The organism is Levilactobacillus suantsaii (assembly GCF_014069315.1).
GTDB lineage: Bacteria > Bacillota > Bacilli > Lactobacillales > Lactobacillaceae > Levilactobacillus > Levilactobacillus suantsaii.
This window is the reverse complement of record NZ_CP059604.1, coordinates 11186-26823: the sequence shown is the minus strand read 5'-3', so window position 1 is coordinate 26823 and position 15638 is coordinate 11186. Positions and strand designations below refer to the sequence as shown.

The 15638-nt window shown below is 37.7% G+C and carries 16 protein-coding genes and 1 pseudogene; 16 read left to right on the top strand and 1 reads right to left on the bottom strand.

Annotation, left to right across the window (positions count from 1 at the left end; genetic code table 11):
• The 15 genes and pseudogenes from H3M12_RS12080 to H3M12_RS12010 all read left to right on the top strand — a co-directional run bounded on the left by H3M12_RS12080 (nt 1) and on the right by H3M12_RS12010 (nt 12510).
• Nucleotides 1–1178 (top strand): annotated as a pseudogene (locus H3M12_RS12080) (phage tail tip lysozyme).
• A 14-nt stretch (nt 1179–1192) separates the two neighbouring features.
• Nucleotides 1193–1810, top strand: a complete 618-nt coding sequence (locus tag H3M12_RS12075) for a hypothetical protein (protein WP_180819091.1) — start codon at nt 1193–1195, stop codon at nt 1808–1810.
• Nucleotides 1811–1850: 40 nt separating this feature from the next.
• Nucleotides 1851–2162 (top strand): thioredoxin domain-containing protein, encoded by a 312-nt coding sequence (locus H3M12_RS12070; protein WP_056988699.1) that lies wholly within the window; start codon nt 1851–1853, stop codon nt 2160–2162.
• Nucleotides 2163–2615 (top strand): conjugal transfer protein, encoded by a 453-nt coding sequence (locus tag H3M12_RS12065; RefSeq protein ID WP_182151069.1) that lies wholly within the window; start codon nt 2163–2165, stop codon nt 2613–2615.
• A 2-nt stretch (nt 2616–2617) separates the two neighbouring features.
• Nucleotides 2618–4147 carry a VirD4-like conjugal transfer protein, CD1115 family gene (locus H3M12_RS12060; protein WP_065980478.1) on the top strand — a complete coding sequence of 510 codons (1530 nt, stop codon included), beginning with the start codon at nt 2618–2620 and terminating at the stop codon, nt 4145–4147.
• A 12-nt stretch (nt 4148–4159) separates the two neighbouring features.
• Nucleotides 4160–4573 (top strand): hypothetical protein, encoded by a 414-nt coding sequence (locus H3M12_RS12055; protein WP_182151068.1) that lies wholly within the window; start codon nt 4160–4162, stop codon nt 4571–4573.
• 12 nt (nt 4574–4585) lie between these two features.
• Nucleotides 4586–5455, top strand: coding sequence for a conjugal transfer protein TrbL family protein (locus H3M12_RS12050; RefSeq protein ID WP_325065022.1), 870 nt, complete (start codon nt 4586–4588; stop codon nt 5453–5455).
• Between the two features lie 16 nt (nt 5456–5471).
• Nucleotides 5472–7610, top strand: coding sequence for a type IA DNA topoisomerase (gene topB / locus H3M12_RS12045; RefSeq protein ID WP_182151086.1), 2139 nt, complete (start codon nt 5472–5474; stop codon nt 7608–7610).
• Nucleotides 7611–7731: 121 nt separating this feature from the next.
• A complete protein-coding gene (locus tag H3M12_RS12040) occupies nt 7732–7920 on the top strand; it encodes a hypothetical protein (RefSeq protein WP_182151083.1) in 189 nt (62 codons plus the stop codon).
• A 281-nt stretch (nt 7921–8201) separates the two neighbouring features.
• Entirely contained in the window at nt 8202–8651 is a 450-nt protein-coding gene (pssD, locus tag H3M12_RS12035; protein WP_159301356.1) for a PssD/Cps14F family polysaccharide biosynthesis glycosyltransferase, read from the top strand.
• The gene (locus H3M12_RS12030; protein ID WP_182151082.1) at nt 8651–9145 is read left to right on the top strand and encodes a glycosyltransferase; all 495 of its coding nucleotides are present in this window, start codon (nt 8651–8653) and stop codon (nt 9143–9145) included. Before pssD ends, H3M12_RS12030 begins: the two co-directional genes overlap by 1 nt.
• Nucleotides 9145–9534, top strand: a complete 390-nt coding sequence (locus tag H3M12_RS12025) for a glycosyltransferase family 32 protein (protein ID WP_233449250.1) — start codon at nt 9145–9147, stop codon at nt 9532–9534. Before H3M12_RS12030 ends, H3M12_RS12025 begins: the two co-directional genes overlap by 1 nt.
• Nucleotides 9535–9564: 30 nt before the next feature.
• Complete coding sequence (locus H3M12_RS12020; RefSeq protein ID WP_182151081.1) at nt 9565–10284, top strand: glycosyltransferase; 720 nt, start codon at nt 9565–9567, stop codon at nt 10282–10284.
• A gap of 2 nt (nt 10285–10286) precedes the next feature.
• The gene (locus H3M12_RS12015) at nt 10287–11471 is read left to right on the top strand and encodes a hypothetical protein (protein ID WP_182151080.1); all 1185 of its coding nucleotides are present in this window, start codon (nt 10287–10289) and stop codon (nt 11469–11471) included.
• Nucleotides 11464–12510: a glycosyltransferase family 2 protein gene (locus H3M12_RS12010; protein ID WP_182151079.1), complete on the top strand. Its 1047-nt coding sequence runs from the start codon at nt 11464–11466 to the stop codon at nt 12508–12510. The genes H3M12_RS12015 and H3M12_RS12010 overlap by 8 nt, the downstream gene beginning before the upstream one ends.
• A 158-nt stretch (nt 12511–12668) precedes the next feature.
• Here H3M12_RS12010 and H3M12_RS12005 read toward each other — a convergent pair whose 3' ends face one another.
• Entirely contained in the window at nt 12669–13685 is a 1017-nt protein-coding gene (locus H3M12_RS12005; protein ID WP_096109476.1) for an IS30 family transposase, read from the bottom strand.
• A gap of 144 nt (nt 13686–13829) precedes the next feature.
• On the opposite strand from H3M12_RS12005, the gene H3M12_RS12000 reads away from it, so the two are divergent.
• Nucleotides 13830–15275, top strand: coding sequence for an oligosaccharide flippase family protein (locus tag H3M12_RS12000; RefSeq protein WP_233449249.1), 1446 nt, complete (start codon nt 13830–13832; stop codon nt 15273–15275).
• Nucleotides 15276–15638 lie beyond the last annotated feature (363 nt).

The following is a 15638-nucleotide window of genomic DNA, read 5'->3' as shown; positions in this document are numbered from 1 at the left end:
ATGGGACTAGCCTATGAATTTCAAAAGAAAAAAATCAAATTCATATTATATGGTATCGTAGGCTTTTTCATAGCAATTATATTGATAATTGCAGGATTAACAGGAGATTTAGAAGAAAATTGTGGAGATGATACCACATCAAGCCAAGTTACCAATTTAGACGATAAAGGGATAAAGGTATGGAAGAAAATGCGAAAAACATTGCTAAGCATTGGAAGCAAAAGTATGGTGCCACCCCACAAGCGGCCGCCGGTATCTTGGGAGTCTTACAACTAGAAAGTCGCCTTGATCCCAAGTCTGTTAATTCCAGTTCCGGGGCCACGGGCTTAGCCCAGTGGTTAGGCGGCCGTAAAGATAAGTTGGAGGACTTAGCCCACAAAGAAAGCAAACCAGCGACCAATCTCGGGGTACAGTTGGATTATCTCGACCAAGAATTGAACAGTAGTTACTATGCGTCAAACAAGCAGATTTTTAAATATACGGACGTGCACAAAGCGACCAAAGCCTGGTTAATGGATTACGAGGGTATGTCTAAAAACCCTGAACAATGGTTTTTGTCAAAGCGTTATGCCTTTGCAGATCACTGGTATTCAGTAATTGGTACAAAAGATCCAGTTGCAGGGGATAGCTTAAAAAATGCTAGCCAAGATGAGGAAGCCAACGCTAATCTAGATTGCGCTAGTGATACCGATACAGGCAAGGCAGACGGCAATATAATTAAAACAGCCAAGAGTATGAAAGGTTATTTCAAGTATGGGCAATCGCACCCTAGCGCTGATTTAGGAACTAACTTAAAAAATCCTAACAAATCAGGAACAACTGATTGTTCAGGATTTATCTGGCTTACCTTGAACAAGGCAGGCTACAAAGTTCCCGCAAATATGGGCTGGTTTACTGGAACAATGGCAAGTGACGCTAAAGGATCACACCAATACTTGAAACAAATTAGTGAAAATGACGCCAAAGCAGGCGATATTGTCATTGTCAATCAGGGTGCGGGTGCAGGAAATAACGGACACACCGCTTTTATTACCGAAAATTGGCATGGTAAAAACACAAAGATTATTGAAGAGGGTGGAGATACCACAGGACATGTAAACGAAAGCACCTTTGGCACCGCCTTTTATAGCTTACTAAGTGGTAGCGATGTAACGTTAGCCCGGCCAATCAAGAAGTAAGGAGGAACCAACAAATGAAGCGTAGCGTGGTTTTAAGTATTGCACTTGGTAGTTTGATCTTAATTATGTCATTAGGAACGAATGCCTATCAACATAGCCAAGTTAAGCAGGCGCAACAACAGATCAGTCGCTTACAACAGCAGAAGCGACAAGTTAGTCAGCAATTGACTAAAACCAACCAACAAAAGCAGTTATTGAGCACCCAAATTGACAGTTATAAGACCTACCAAAATAATAAAGACAAAAGTACCGCAGAAATTGACTTTAACAACACCACAAACGAGTTTTTAAAGTATATGTTTACATTTGAACCTGATTCATACAAAACCCGCAAGGAACATATTAAAGGTTTAATTTCAAATGATTTATATCACCAATATTTCCCAAGTAATCAAAATTTTGGTGATAGTAATAACGTTTCTTCAAAGCTAGACCAAGCCAAGGTTTATACCCGAGCCAAGCAAGACCAAAATATTGACGGATTAGCCGTCATCACATTTGAAAGTAAAACAGGTAGCAACGACTTTAAAAAACAAACTGTTTTGTATCAATTAAGTTATGATACGACCGCCAAACAGTTGACTAAGGTCAAAAGTTTAGGAGATAGCTTTGAAGCGTCAGACATTCAATAAAATTATCAAAACACTTGCTATCTTGGCGGTATTAGCAATTATGGTAATTTTTATCGGACATAACTACATCAATACGATTGAGAAAAGACGAGAAATAGTGCAGATACCAAAAGATACTAAGCAAACTTTGTTTTTCTATCGGGACGATTGTTCAGATTGTCAGTCAATTTTTCATCAGATTTATTGGCACAACGCAATCAATCACAACATCGTCTTGATTAACATGAACCAACCGCAGAATCGGCATTACATTCAAAAATATCAATTAACGTCAGTACCAACCTTGATCCATGGCAAGCAACGATACTCCGGTACCAACCAACAAAGGATTAAACAGATAGTAGGTGATTAGATGAAAGACAAATTATTAAACAGCGTTAAAGTCAGCTGGCCATATCTACTAACGCTAATCATTGGCTTGTATTTAGCGGAGATTTTAGCTGGATCAGTCATGGCCTTGTCGCACTATAAGCTAACTTTTGCGGATCATATGCCAACCGTATTAAAACAATTAGCCTTGCACCCCTGGCACTATTACAACTTGTATTTGGGTCAAAAGAACCCGGTATTAATTATCGTCAGTATCGCTGTGGTCCTATACACCATTTATTTTGCTTTGAAACGCAATAGCAAGCACAAAGCGTGGGAAACAGCAGATACGGACACCCATGGTAGTGCGACATGGGGAAACGTAAAAGATTTATTAACACAATATTTTACGATAAGTTCCAAAGATTTAAGCAGTCAGTTTAATGAAAGCCTGAATTCAGACGTTATTAAGCAGTTGCAGGATAAGGGGGAGTAGAAATGAACGGTACAATTCTAGGTATGGTTGATAAGCAAATTATTTACCAAAATAACAGCACCAAGCCCAACCGAAACGTGTTCGTTGTCGGGGGTCCAGGTTCTTACAAAACGCAATCGGTTGTTATTACAAATCTTTTTAACGAAACACAAAACAGTATTGTCGTAACCGACCCAAAGGGAGAACTTTACGAAAAGACAGCAGGTATTAAAGTCGCTCAGGGCTATCAAGTCCATGTTGTAAATTTTGCGAACATGATACATTCTGATCGGTATAATCCGTTTGATTATATCGAACGAGATATTCAAGCTGAAACCGTGGCAACAAAGATCGTGCAAAGTGAAAATGCCGAGGGCAAAAAAGATGTGTGGTTCAGTACCCAACGTCAGTTGCTGAAAGCCTTAATCTTATTTGTAATGAACCACAGAGAGCCAAAAGAACGCAACTTAGCAGGAGTTACCAACGTTTTACAAAAGTTTGATGTTGAACCAGACAAAGATGAAACTGATAGCCCCCTAGATTCACTTTTCTTAGACTTAAACATGACTGATCCAGCTAGACGAGCTTATGAACTAGGTTTCAAAAAAGCCAAAGGAGAGATGAAAGCCAGTATCATTGAAAGCTTGTTAGCAACCGTCAGCAAGTTTGTTGACGCCGAAGTTGCCGACTTTACAGGATTTTCAGATTTTGATTTAAAAGATATTGGCAACGCCAAAGTTGTGCTATATGTAATTATCCCCGTCATGGATAACACTTATGAAAGCTTCATCAATCTGTTTTTCTCACAATTGTTTGATGAATTATACAAATTAGCGTCCGATAACGGAGCAAAATTACCTAATCCAGTAGACTTTATCCTTGATGAATTTGTCAATTTGGGGAAGTTTCCCAAGTATGAGGAGTTCCTAGCGACGTGTCGAGGGTACGGCATTGGCGTCACCACCATTTGTCAAACCTTAACCCAGCTCCAAGCTTTGTATGGCAAGGATAAGGCCGAGAGTATCTTAGGTAATCATGCGGTTAAAATTTGCTTGAATGCCGCTAATGACGTGACCGCTAAATACTTTAGTGATTTGTTAGGTAAATCGACCGTAAAAGTGGAAACCGGTAGTGAGAGTACCAGTCATAGCAAGGAAGAAAGTCACAGCAAAAGTGATAGTTACAGCTATACTAGCCGTTCACTCATGACGCCTGACGAGATCATGCGAATGCCAGATACACAAAGTATATTAATTTTCTCAAATCAACGACCAATTAAAGCAACAAAGGCTTTTCAATTTAAGTTGTTCCCTGGTGCTGATCATTTAGTTGAATTGAAACAAAACGACTACACCAATGAACCTTCAGGAAGTCAGGTTACAAAGTTTAACGAAGCAAACAAAAAGTGGGAAGCGGAGTTAGCAAAAGCCAAAGCTACAAGAGCAAAGAATGATGTAAAACCCGAAGAAGAAGAAGATATGCAAGACGAATTAGACCAGGCAACGAAACAACAAGAAAGCGTTCAAAACGAAAACGAAGATGTGGACTTTTAGGAGGCTATATTGATGAGTAATAAGAAAATCACAATTGCTAGTATTGTTCTAGCATTTTTAGTAGTCCTACTAGGTATTGCTTTTATATTTGGACATAAAACCACCGCAGAAAAGTTACAAGCACAAGAATGGACTTTAACAAGCCAAGAAGAAAGCAATACCGTTAATTTTAAAAAAGATAACACCATGATTTTAGGGAAAGAACCAATGACCGAGAATTTTAAATACTCAATCAAAGAGCAAGGTAATGTTGAATATTTGAAACTTACACACCACGAAGATTTAGGAAGTGACGGTAAATATTACTTCAAAATCAAAAAAACAGATAGTGGCTACTCATTGATTTTGGATAAAGGTAAAACTAATCAACCAGCTAAAAATGCAATGTATGGTATGACAGATAAAAACAACTTAGTCTCAAAGTAAGGAGGAAAGCGTATGTACTCACAAAATTTTGTTGTTGGGTCAATTATTGGAGATAAAATAAACGACTGGTTGAAAGATGTATTTAAAGCAATCATGAACTTTGCTGTATCAGGTGTAAAAGCAATTTTAGACCAATTAAGTACATCTCTACCAATCATTGATACATGGTACGGTATATTTCTTGCTTTTGCGACATCAATGGTTGTCGTGGTTGTCCTAGCAAGAATTATCATTACACTTATTGGCGAGGCGGACGAAAGTACAGATGTAACGTGGGCGAACGTTATTATAGACGCTGTTAGATCCGCAATTGCAATTCCGGTCATGGTCTTTTTACAAGCATTTTTGCAAACAAGAATCATCTTACCACTTGCAAAAGGCATGTTTGATATGAGTGGTAAATTTTCCGCAGACGCTGTTTATTCAACATCACAAGTCACGAAAAGCATTAAAATTACAGGATTTATGCAAATACTATTTCTAGCCTTTTTTGCAATCGTAACCGTAGCATTTTTCCTTAAAATGTGTATCTACTTTGCAGATATGGCATTTTATAACTTATCAATCCCGATTGTTGCTATGTCGATTGCCAGTGAAAGTTTTGATTATAGCTCAACCTGGTGGAAAAAATTAGTCTATTACAATGTTTCCATGTTGTCCCAAGTGTTATCACTAACCTTATCAATTTGGTGTTTCACACATATTGGCTCAAAATGGAGCTTTGTTGCCTTTATGGGAACTATTGGTTTTGGCTGGTTAGTACTACACACACCACATGTAATTCAAGACTTTTGGGCTTCAACAGGGATTACCAAAAGTGCTGGACGGTCAGTTATGCGTGGTATGGGTAATATTGGACGAAACATGCTTAGAGGACAGTAAAGGGGGAAAAATTAAAATGTCAAACACAGTAATCTTAGCTGAAAAACCGAGCCAAGCAAGGTCATACGTTGAGGCATTTCAAAAAAGCACAAAAAAACAGGGTTACTATACGGTTAGTGACCCTGTTTTGCCCCAAAATACTGTAATCACGTATGGATTCGGCCATTTGGTCGAATTAGCAACACCAGAAAAATACGATCAAAAGTACAAGCAATGGGCGCTATCTAATTTACCGATTTTCCCCGATAAATACAAGTTTATCGTGCCAACCGATAAGAAAACGCAGTTTAAAGTCGTCAAAGATTTACTAACGAAAGCCGATACCATTATTGTTGCCACAGATAGCGACCGAGAAGGGTCAAATATCGCGTGGTCGATCATGAACCAAGCGCATATTGATGTTAAGTCGAAAACGATTAAGCGCCTTTGGTTGAATAGCCTAGAAAAAGACGCGATTATTACCGGCTTTAAAAATCTTGGCGATTGGCACAAAGACTACTTAGCGTATAAAGAAGCCCAAACCCGTCAAATTAGTGATTGGTTGATCGGTATGAATGGTAGTCCTTTGTATACTTTATTGTTGAGACAAAATGGGGTGCGCGGGGTGTACTCAATTGGTCGAGTGCAGACGCCAACTTTGTATATGGTTTATCAAAGAGACCAGGCAATCAAAAACTTTAAGCCGGAACCCTATTTTGAACTAAATGCGGAAATTTTAGCTAATCAGCAAAAATTCGTCGCAAAATTAGACCCCTATCAGCGATTTAAAGACGAAGCAGGGCTAATGACATTCATGCAAGCTAAACACGTTCAGAAAGGCTCACAGGGCGGTTTAATCAAGGACGTGCAAAAGCAGGCTAAAAAGAGTGCCAGTCCCCAACTATTCTCGCTATCCAGTCTGCAAAGTGCGATGAATAAACGGTATCATGCCAGTGCCAGCCAAACCTTAGCGGCTATTCAAAGTTTATATGAAGCCAAGTTGTTGAGTTATCCCCGAACTGATTGTGCTTATATCACTAATGAAGAATTTGAGTATTTAGTGGCTAATCTGACGAAGTATCTGGGGTTAGTCTCTAAGCGAGTCGCTTTAACCAATACCACCCCGAATAAGCGCTATGTTAATGGGAAAAAGGTTGAAGAACACTACGCCATTATTATAACTAAATTCGTGCCGACGAAAGAGAAACTGGCCAGCTTGCCTAAATTACAGCAACAGGTCTATGATTTGGTTTTAAGAACGACGTTAGCGATGTTTGCTGATCCTTACGAGTATGAAGAAACCATCATTATTACCCAAGTTGGCGACGCCAATTTTAAAGCAACGGGTAAGGTCCCAACTAAGCAAGGTTGGCAAGTTTTATTTGATGATCACAAAGCCGACCAGCAAGAGGCAGCCACCCTACCAATCGTTCACCAAGGCGATCAAGTCCAAGCAAACCTGCAAACGCCGCAAAAAGAAACGACCCCACCAGTACCGTTTACCGAAGGGACATTAATCACAGCCATGAAGACGGCCGGTAAAACGCTTGATGATGAAGAAGCCCAGGCGATTCTCAAAGACGTGCAAGGAATTGGGACAAGTGCGACCCGGGCCAATGTGCTAGAAGTGTTAAAGAAACGCGGGTATCTCGTCACTGAAAAGAACAAACTCCACGTCAGTGAAGCTGGGATCACATTATGTAAAGCGGTCGAACTCGAACCCTTGCTAATTAGCCCAGAAATGACGGCTAAATGGGAGCAAGCGTTACAGCAAATCAGTACCGAAGAACGCACTCCGGATAATTTTTTGAGCCAAATCAAGAATTTTGTGGCGAAGTTAATCGCTGATGTTCCCACACAATTAACCGGCAATGCAGCCATTAAGCAACAAATCAATCACCAACAGCAAGCACAAAAGTCCGACGAGGTCTTCTTAGAAACACCGCAAGCGACCGTTTTAAATAAACAGAAGTTTTACATTGTAAAGCCTAAGCAAGGCGAAGACTTTACCCTGCCCAAGAAATGGAGCAGTAAGACCCTCGGTAAGACCGCAATTAAAGCGTTGGTCACCAAGGGAGAAACGAGCAAATTAAAGGGGTTCAAGAGTAAAAAAGGAAAGTCGTTTGACGCCAAGTTAAAGCTTGACGGCCATAAATTAAGTTTTGATTTTGATTAGAACCTGCCTACCGCCCTGCACTACGTTCCGGTTGGTGAACCCGTCATTTAGGTTCACTTTTACAACCCTAAAAGTAAACCCAAACAACGGGTGAGATTAGCAAAGCAAAGGAGATCATAAAATGGATAATAAATTAGCAGTCATTGGGAGTGAATTACCAGTTTTACAGGCTAAAGGAACCTACAAGTATTTAAAAGAAATCACTGGTAACGGAGCCTATTATCAAGTGGCTTGGCAAAAATTAGCTGATGGCTACATCGCCCTTTATGGCACGGCCCCGATTCAAATCAACATATTTGATGTACAATAAGACTAAAAGTAAATAGCTATGATTGGCCTCTATATTTGCAAATCTAACATAGGAGCCAGCACCATGATGTACTGTAAAGTTCAAATTTAGTTATATTTATGGTAAATTGTAAGAGTTGTCCAACCGGGTTTGCCGTTTCCATGGTAATTTGCATTCACCAATGTGTGCCTTCCATGTATCGGTAGTGACTGGGCAAGCACTGTAAATTTTTATGCCTGTATATGTCATTGAAAGGGATTGTATATGAGACATATATAAGCATGTATATATGGGGGACATTGATGAAAATAGCATTAGTTGGATCGAGTGGTGGGCATTTGACGCATCTTAAGCAACTAGAACCTGTCTGGCATAAGCATGATCGTTTTTGGGTGACGTTCGATAAACCCGACGCATCTTCATACTTGACTGAGGAACGCTGGTATAAAGCGTATTTCCCAACGAATCGAAATGTTTTTAATCTCATTCGAAACACGTTTGTGGCATTTCGAGTTCTACTTAAAGAACGACCAGATGTAATTATTTCAAGCGGAGCAGGTGTTGCAGTTCCGTTCTTCTATATTGGAAAGTTAATTGGTGCAAAATTAGTCTATATAGAAGTGTTCGATAGAATCGATAAATCAACCGTTACGGGCAGATTAGTGTATCCAATCACCGATAAATTTATTGTCCAATGGGATGAAATGAAGAAAGTTTATCCTAAAGCTATCAATCTGGGGAGCCTTTTCTAATGAAAATATTCGTCACGGTTGCAACACATGAGCACTCATTTACCAGGCTTATGAAGCAAATTGAACTCGCTGCTAAAGATAATCCACAAGATGAGTTCTATGTTCAATATGGATATTCTATTGTTCCAACAGGAAAAAACATTCATTGTGAAAAGTTTATGACTTATTCTCATATGAAGGAAATGTACCAAAAATGCGATTGTGTGGTGATGCATGCTGGTCCTGCCTCAATGTTCGATGCATTGAACGCAAAAATTACGCCTATCATTGTTCCACGTTATCATGACTTAAATGAACATGTTAACAACCATCAAGTGGAGTTCACCAAGTTTCTTGAGTCCAAGGCTTTTCCAATTATTGCGGTATATAAGGACGATTCTTTGGAGGGTGCGTTGGATGATGTTCGCAAAGGTATGGCAGTAAAAGGGTACAAGTCACATCAACAAAAATTTTGCAGTGACTTAGAGAATATAATTGAACAGTTGGTGCCATAATGACAATAAATTACATACCAAAAGTGATTCATCTTATCGACATCGCCGGAACAGGTAAGCTTGAACAAGCCACTAAATATTCGATGGCACTTAAGAAATTCGCCAGTGATTACGAAATTAAGGTTTGGACTAATGATAATTTGCCAGACGTGGTGACCCAGAATACGTACTACCGGGCTGCAATAAGCAATTCGCGATATGCATTTGCGTCAGACGTTGCCCGCATGTGGGTTTTACTAAACGAAGGCGGAATCTATCTTGATAGTGACGTCGAATTAAAGAAAAGTTTTAATCCGATTTTGAATAAGGAAATTCCTATAATTTACCACTCAAATAATGATGATTTTATTGCTAAATTCACTCATATTGTAGATGCATTGTTCCAATAAAAAAATTAAAAAGGATAGGTATGGATAGATATGGATAACAAGATAAGTGTGGTTATTAGGACCTACAATGAAGAAAAACATATCGGTGAAGTATTAGAAAGCTTACAAAAACAGACATATAAAAATTATGAAATAGTTATTGTGGATTCAGGGTCTACGGACGGAACTGTAGAAATTTTGAAAAAATTTGATACTAAATTAGTTTTTATAGAAAAAAAAGAATTTAATTATAGCTATGCAAGTAACATAGGTGTAAAAAATTCTATGGGAGATATTGTTTGTTTTTTAAGTGGACATTCTGTACCTGTAAATGATGATTATTTACTGAATATAAACAATATATTCCAGGACGAAAAAATAGGCGGTTGCTATGGTGATGTTATTGCTTTACCAGATGGTTCTATTTATGAAAAAACATATAATTATTTAGGATATTTAAAAAATCGTGTTAAGGGTATGGATAATCAGGTTAAGTACGAGACAACAATTCACCCAGGAATTTTTAGTTGCAGTAATGCCGCAGCAAGAAAAAATTTGTTAGTTAAGCATCCATTCCAAGTTGATTTGGGCAATGGTGGAGAAGATGTTGAAGTAGCATATAGAATAATTCAGGATGGTTATGTAATTGCCAAAGTACCACGATTGTTAGTTAAGCATTCTCATGGACAAAACTTATTAGCTTTCATGAAGCAGTTAAAAAGTTGGAGAATCATGTATCGAGAAGTTTTGAGTTTTATAAATGGAGATTAAAATTGTTATTTAAAATAAACAATCAACTATATAGTGGACGTTTTTTTTTATTCATACTTCTAATTGTGATATATAGTTTTAGTTCAAATGATGATAATATTTCGGGAGCTGGTCTTTTTTCAGTTTCAAGCTTATTAAAGTACGGAATATTAAGCCTGTGCGTTATTTTTGAACTTTTAGCATATTTTTCGAAAAAAAAATTAACTTCTGATACATTACTACTTAATAACTTTAAAAAGTTTTTTTATTTCTTTGTAATAGTTTCAATAATTTCTATTAGTCTTTCGATTAAATCATCAGAATTTAGCCTTCGAATAATTCAAACTTTTATATTTGTCTTTATCCCAATGTTGTATGCTTTCCTAGTTATAAATACCTGGAACAAATCAGAAATACACACAGCCTTTAAGCTGGGACTCCTGATATCAATTATTGGTTATGTGTATTCTACTAAAATAGGGATATTAGGGATACTTGATAATTTATCTACCATAAATTATCAGAACACAAATTCTACTGTACTTGAATCTTCAACATTTGCACTATTATCAGTTGGGTTTGCTGGTTTTTTTTGTTATTTCAAAAAGGGATATCTTTGGAAATTTTTGAGTGTGTTATTTGTTATTTTAACATTTAAACGTCAAATAACTTTAACAGCCATCTTATTGTTTATTTTGGGCTTTTTTAACATAAGAAGAAAAAAAGTAAATATATATATTTTCATAATTTCTGGATTGGTATTAATGGCACTTGCATTTGCCTATTATTATGCTATTGAACCCCAACACATAGTAGAATTCAGTCAGATATTAGGTGTGGACCTACGATCATTTTCTACAAATAGAACAGACAGACTAAATTGGTTACTAAATTCTGATTTTAAAACGTATGGATTTGGATCTTCAACAGATTATATGTATAAAACATTTGGTGGATTTGCACTCGAAATGGACACAGTTCAATTGTATGTTGAAATGGGGGGAATAGGAATAATAACATTTATCAGTAGCTATTTGTCATTCGCCAAAAATAATTTATATGTCTATGTTTTTATGTGTTTACTAATTGTTAATTCTATTTTTTCTTCTGGAATGGCCTCAACGTTTGCCTGGATAGTGATACTTATAGGTATGGCATTAATAATGGTTGAAAACAATGACGCGCTCAAGGAGGATAGTCATGAATGAAAAAATGATTACCATTGTAGTACCTGTCTTTAATGGCGAAAAGTATATTGAAGAAAGTATAAATAGTATTTTAAATCAAAAGTATAAAAATTTTGAAATTTTGATTGTTAATGATGGTTCCAAAGATGATACTCAGAAACTTTTAGAACAGTTATATGCCACAAATAGAAAAGTGAAGATAGTAAATACAGAAAATAGAGGTGTTAGTTCGGCTAGAAATTTAGGAATTAGTCTTGCAAAGGGAGAATTTCTTATTTTTATGGATGCTGATGATCGTTTAGTAAAGAACGCACTGTATCTTATAAATGAAAAATTATCTAAAAATATACCAGAATTACTTATATTTGGATTTTCTGTATTTAACGATAGCCGTAGACATAATGATACATATCTTTTGAAAAACTTAGAAAAAAAACAAGAGGTCAGTAATAATTGTCTGATGAAATGTATGTTATCTACAAAAAATAATTTATTGGGTTATGTGTGGAGAGCTGCATATTCGGTAGAAATGCTCAAAAAAAATAAGATTTTTTTTGATGAAAGGCTTAAAATATCGGAAGACTATTTATTTTTGTTGGAATCAATTGTAAATTCAAGAAAAATAATAGTTTCATCGGACGAGTTATACGAATACCATTTGAGTGAAAGCTCTATGTCTAATAAATATATACCTACTCTTTTAAAGGATATGATGTGGGTAAATAAGTGGATAGAATCTAATATTATTTCTAATAACTCACAGTTAAAACCACAATATATTAACACTTTAACCAATACTTATATACGATTTGTACAAAATACTATTCGTGATAAACATAAAAGCCCATTAGAAAAATTGAAATATATTCAAGTAGGAAGAAGTAATTATCATTTTGAAGAGGTTATTGATGTCTCTTTTAAAAATTTGAATGATTTTGATTTAAAGTCAAGAATAGGCATTACATTATTTAAATATAAGTTGGAATCATTATATATGTTTATCTTTACGTTGAAATATAAATTGGGTGAATTATTTTGCCATAGAATAAGACAACGTTAAGAATATTTAATAAAAACTAAGCGTTTAATTGCTTAGTTTTTACAGAAGGATAGTTTATGAAAATAACTGACTGCCAATTCTTGACGCTTACTTTTTTGCCCTCAATTTTCAAGTCAAGTGCAACGATGATAACGAATCCTTGATAGTGGTCTAGGTTGTTAAGCCATGCGTCGGTAGTAATCGCATGGTCGAAGATAGTTCAGAATACGTCTGGGACGATGGTTCAGTGCTGATTGGACTGCTTGGATCTCAACCAGCGTAACGTCCCTGAGAGACTTTCCCTTCGGGAAGTACTCCCTGAGTAGTCCGTTGGTGTTCTCGTTAGTGCCGCGCTCCCAAGGCGAGTATGGATGAGCAAAATAGATCTGGGTTCCAACGATCTCCGACAGCTTGGCGAACTCGGAACCATTGTCAAACGTGATACTCTCAAACTCCTTGGCACCGTAATCGTTGATCGTGTCCTGCAAGGCTTTAAGGCAGGTGTCCGCATGATAGTCAGGTATCTTAACGATGATTTCAGTTCGGCTGTACCGTTCTGTGAGCGTCATCAGCGCTGGCTCATCAGCCGAACGAATACCTTTGACCAAGTCGCCTTCCCAATGTCCCACGCCTGTACGGTCATTCACGGCCGCAGGACGCAGCTCGATTGAGTCGCCGTATATCTTCTTGTTCTTGCGTTTGTGGGCGTTCTTATAGCCTTTGACGCGGCGTCGGAGCTTCTTGGGGAGTGTCATGTTATCTAGTTCAAGCAGCCCGGCATCGATGTAGCGGTACACGGTAGTCGTTGAAGGGCAAGACTTACCCTGGTCGCGATAGAAGTGTACGAAACTATCAACGCTGTGCACGCGAGGCTTGCGGGTAAGCTCCTTGGTGAGAGCTTTGAAGAACGCACGGCCGGTTTTGAGAAAGGCGTGGTGTCCGGTTCTGTCGCGTTTGCGGTCGTGTATGGCTTGGGCAGTTTCCGCAAGATAGACTTGATGCGAGTGACGCTTCGAGTCGAGCTGAGTTACAGATCCACGCGTGATTTCCCGTGAGATTGTCGCTTTACTGCGATGAAGCTTCTGTGCAATCACGGTCGCGGTGTCACCAGTAGCCCGAAGGGCCTGAATTGTAGCACGGTCGCTAAGACTGAGTTGTTGGTAGTGCTTGTGAGTGTTAATCTGAGAGTGGGTCAAAAAGATTCCTGCTTTCTTGTCTGGTTGCACTAACAAGAATAGGTCTTCATGGCCTTTTTGGTCTAGTCGCTAAGGTGTTGCACTTGAATTGTAAACTGGGGTGTCTACACTTTCATCTTAGGTCTACAATAACCTCCAAAAAAGATGGGAACATTTACATTGAAAATTATAAAGAATTATTTATATAATACAGCTTATCAATTATTCGCAATTATTGTACCGCTAATAACCACGCCCTATATAACTCGAACGCTTGGAAGTACAGGTGTCGGTGTTTATGCCTATACAAATTCTGTAATCCAGTATTTTGTGTTATTTGGAAGTATTGGGATTAGCATGTACGGCAATAGATTGATTGCTTTTGATAGAGACAATAATGAGAAGTTAAGCGAAGATTTTTGGTCCCTTGTTGTAATTCGGACCGTCACTATAGTGATAGCTTATGTAGCATTTATTGTCTACTTAGTGTTTGTTGGAGAATACCGCAATGAGTATTTATATCAGTCGATTCAGATAGTTGCAGTGATTTTTGATATTTCATGGTTGTTTATGGGTTTGGAAGATTTTAAACGCACGGTATTACGAAGCTTTATCGTTAAACTTTTTTCAACAATTGCTATTTTTGTTTTCGTTAGGGATCCTTCTAGCGTTGGGGTATATATCTTAATCTTATCTGTTTCAACATTACTTGGAAACATCCTTTTATGGAGTTATATCAAGTCGTTTGTAATATCGCCTCGCGGATTGACCCTCACATTTAATAAACATATCTTGGGTTCTCTAAAATTATTCGTGCCACAGATCTCTATGCAAGTTTATTTAGTTCTAAATAAGACGATGCTCGGTTCAATAGATGGAGTTAAAAGTGCTGGGTTTTACGAAAATTCTGATAAGATTATCAAAATTTCTTTGACAGTTATTACTGCGATTGTCACTGTGATGATGCCGCGAATGGCCAATACATTCGCTAAAAAGAAATTTGATCAGTTACATAATTACTTGTATCAAACACTTGATTTTGTTTCCTTTGCATCCATTCTTCTCGCAGCTGGTTTAGCTGCGGTCGCGCCGACGTTTTCGATTTGGTTTATGGGTGAAAGCTTTTCCGAGACAGGTCGCTTGATTCCAGTTTTAGCCTTGATAGGACCCATGATAGCTTGGAGTACTGTTTTAGGAAGTCAGTTTCTCGTCATGACAAGGAGAGAACATCAGTTTACAATTTCTGTGACGGTGGGCGCAATTATTAATGTTCTCGCCAATATCCTTCTGATTAAGAACCAGGGTACAATGGGAGCAGTAATCGCGACGGTTCTTGCTGAAACATGCGTAACTCTGATTGATTTGTTTTTTGTATCGAAGGCAATACCAAACTTTTCGGGTTTGTCGGGAAAATGGAAATATATCCTTGCTGGAGCAATGACTTTTGGAATCATACGGTGTATCAATTACAAGCTTCCTGGAACATTTGTATCATTATTATTTCAAGGCGTGATTTGTGTAATAGTGTATTTTGCGATTTGTGTTGCTACAAGTTCGAGTTTTACAAATACAATTATTAGAACCATTAAACAAAGGAAGGCCACTAATTAGTGGCTGGTGAATTAGGCAACAATCCGGCTATTCTGAACCGTGAATTTGATAGTGAATTAAGACGGATTTCTGCTTATATTTTACAAAAAAATTGGTCCATTAAAAAGCCTTAGTAGCATTTTTCTACGCCTAGTCAAGATAAATGTTGATGCTCTGGTATTTGCTTTTGTCATAATTGCCTGCGTGTGACTTGCTAGCTAAACATACGGGAGTCTTTGTAATTTTTTGCGGCCAATACCTGTATAACAAATAAGCCTAGCTTGTTTTCTCTTTTAAGTCAGGCTGGTAATCTGAAGATACCAGCTCAGCCTACATGGAACCTGCGAGTTCTTATGAGTAGAGCTGATTTGTCTTTATTAGGTA

Excerpts from the sequence above, each read along its gene's own strand:
- H3M12_RS12075 (WP_180819091.1), top strand. The coding sequence starts at position 1,193 with ATGAAGCGTAGCGTGGTTTTAAGTATTGCACTTGGTAGTTTGATCTTA.
- H3M12_RS12070 (WP_056988699.1), top strand. The coding sequence starts at position 1,851 with ATGGTAATTTTTATCGGACATAACTACATCAATACGATTGAGAAAAGA.
- H3M12_RS12065 (WP_182151069.1), top strand. The coding sequence starts at position 2,163 with ATGAAAGACAAATTATTAAACAGCGTTAAAGTCAGCTGGCCATATCTA.
- H3M12_RS12060 (WP_065980478.1), top strand. The coding sequence starts at position 2,618 with ATGAACGGTACAATTCTAGGTATGGTTGATAAGCAAATTATTTACCAA.
- H3M12_RS12055 (WP_182151068.1), top strand. The coding sequence starts at position 4,160 with ATGAGTAATAAGAAAATCACAATTGCTAGTATTGTTCTAGCATTTTTA.
- H3M12_RS12050 (WP_325065022.1), top strand. The coding sequence starts at position 4,586 with ATGTACTCACAAAATTTTGTTGTTGGGTCAATTATTGGAGATAAAATA.
- topB (WP_182151086.1), top strand. The coding sequence starts at position 5,472 with ATGTCAAACACAGTAATCTTAGCTGAAAAACCGAGCCAAGCAAGGTCA.
- H3M12_RS12040 (WP_182151083.1), top strand. The coding sequence starts at position 7,732 with ATGGATAATAAATTAGCAGTCATTGGGAGTGAATTACCAGTTTTACAG.
- pssD (WP_159301356.1), top strand. The coding sequence starts at position 8,202 with ATGAAAATAGCATTAGTTGGATCGAGTGGTGGGCATTTGACGCATCTT.
- H3M12_RS12030 (WP_182151082.1), top strand. The coding sequence starts at position 8,651 with ATGAAAATATTCGTCACGGTTGCAACACATGAGCACTCATTTACCAGG.
- H3M12_RS12025 (WP_233449250.1), top strand. The coding sequence starts at position 9,145 with ATGACAATAAATTACATACCAAAAGTGATTCATCTTATCGACATCGCC.
- H3M12_RS12020 (WP_182151081.1), top strand. The coding sequence starts at position 9,565 with ATGGATAACAAGATAAGTGTGGTTATTAGGACCTACAATGAAGAAAAA.
- H3M12_RS12010 (WP_182151079.1), top strand. The coding sequence starts at position 11,464 with ATGAATGAAAAAATGATTACCATTGTAGTACCTGTCTTTAATGGCGAA.
- H3M12_RS12000 (WP_233449249.1), top strand. The coding sequence starts at position 13,830 with ATGGGAACATTTACATTGAAAATTATAAAGAATTATTTATATAATACA.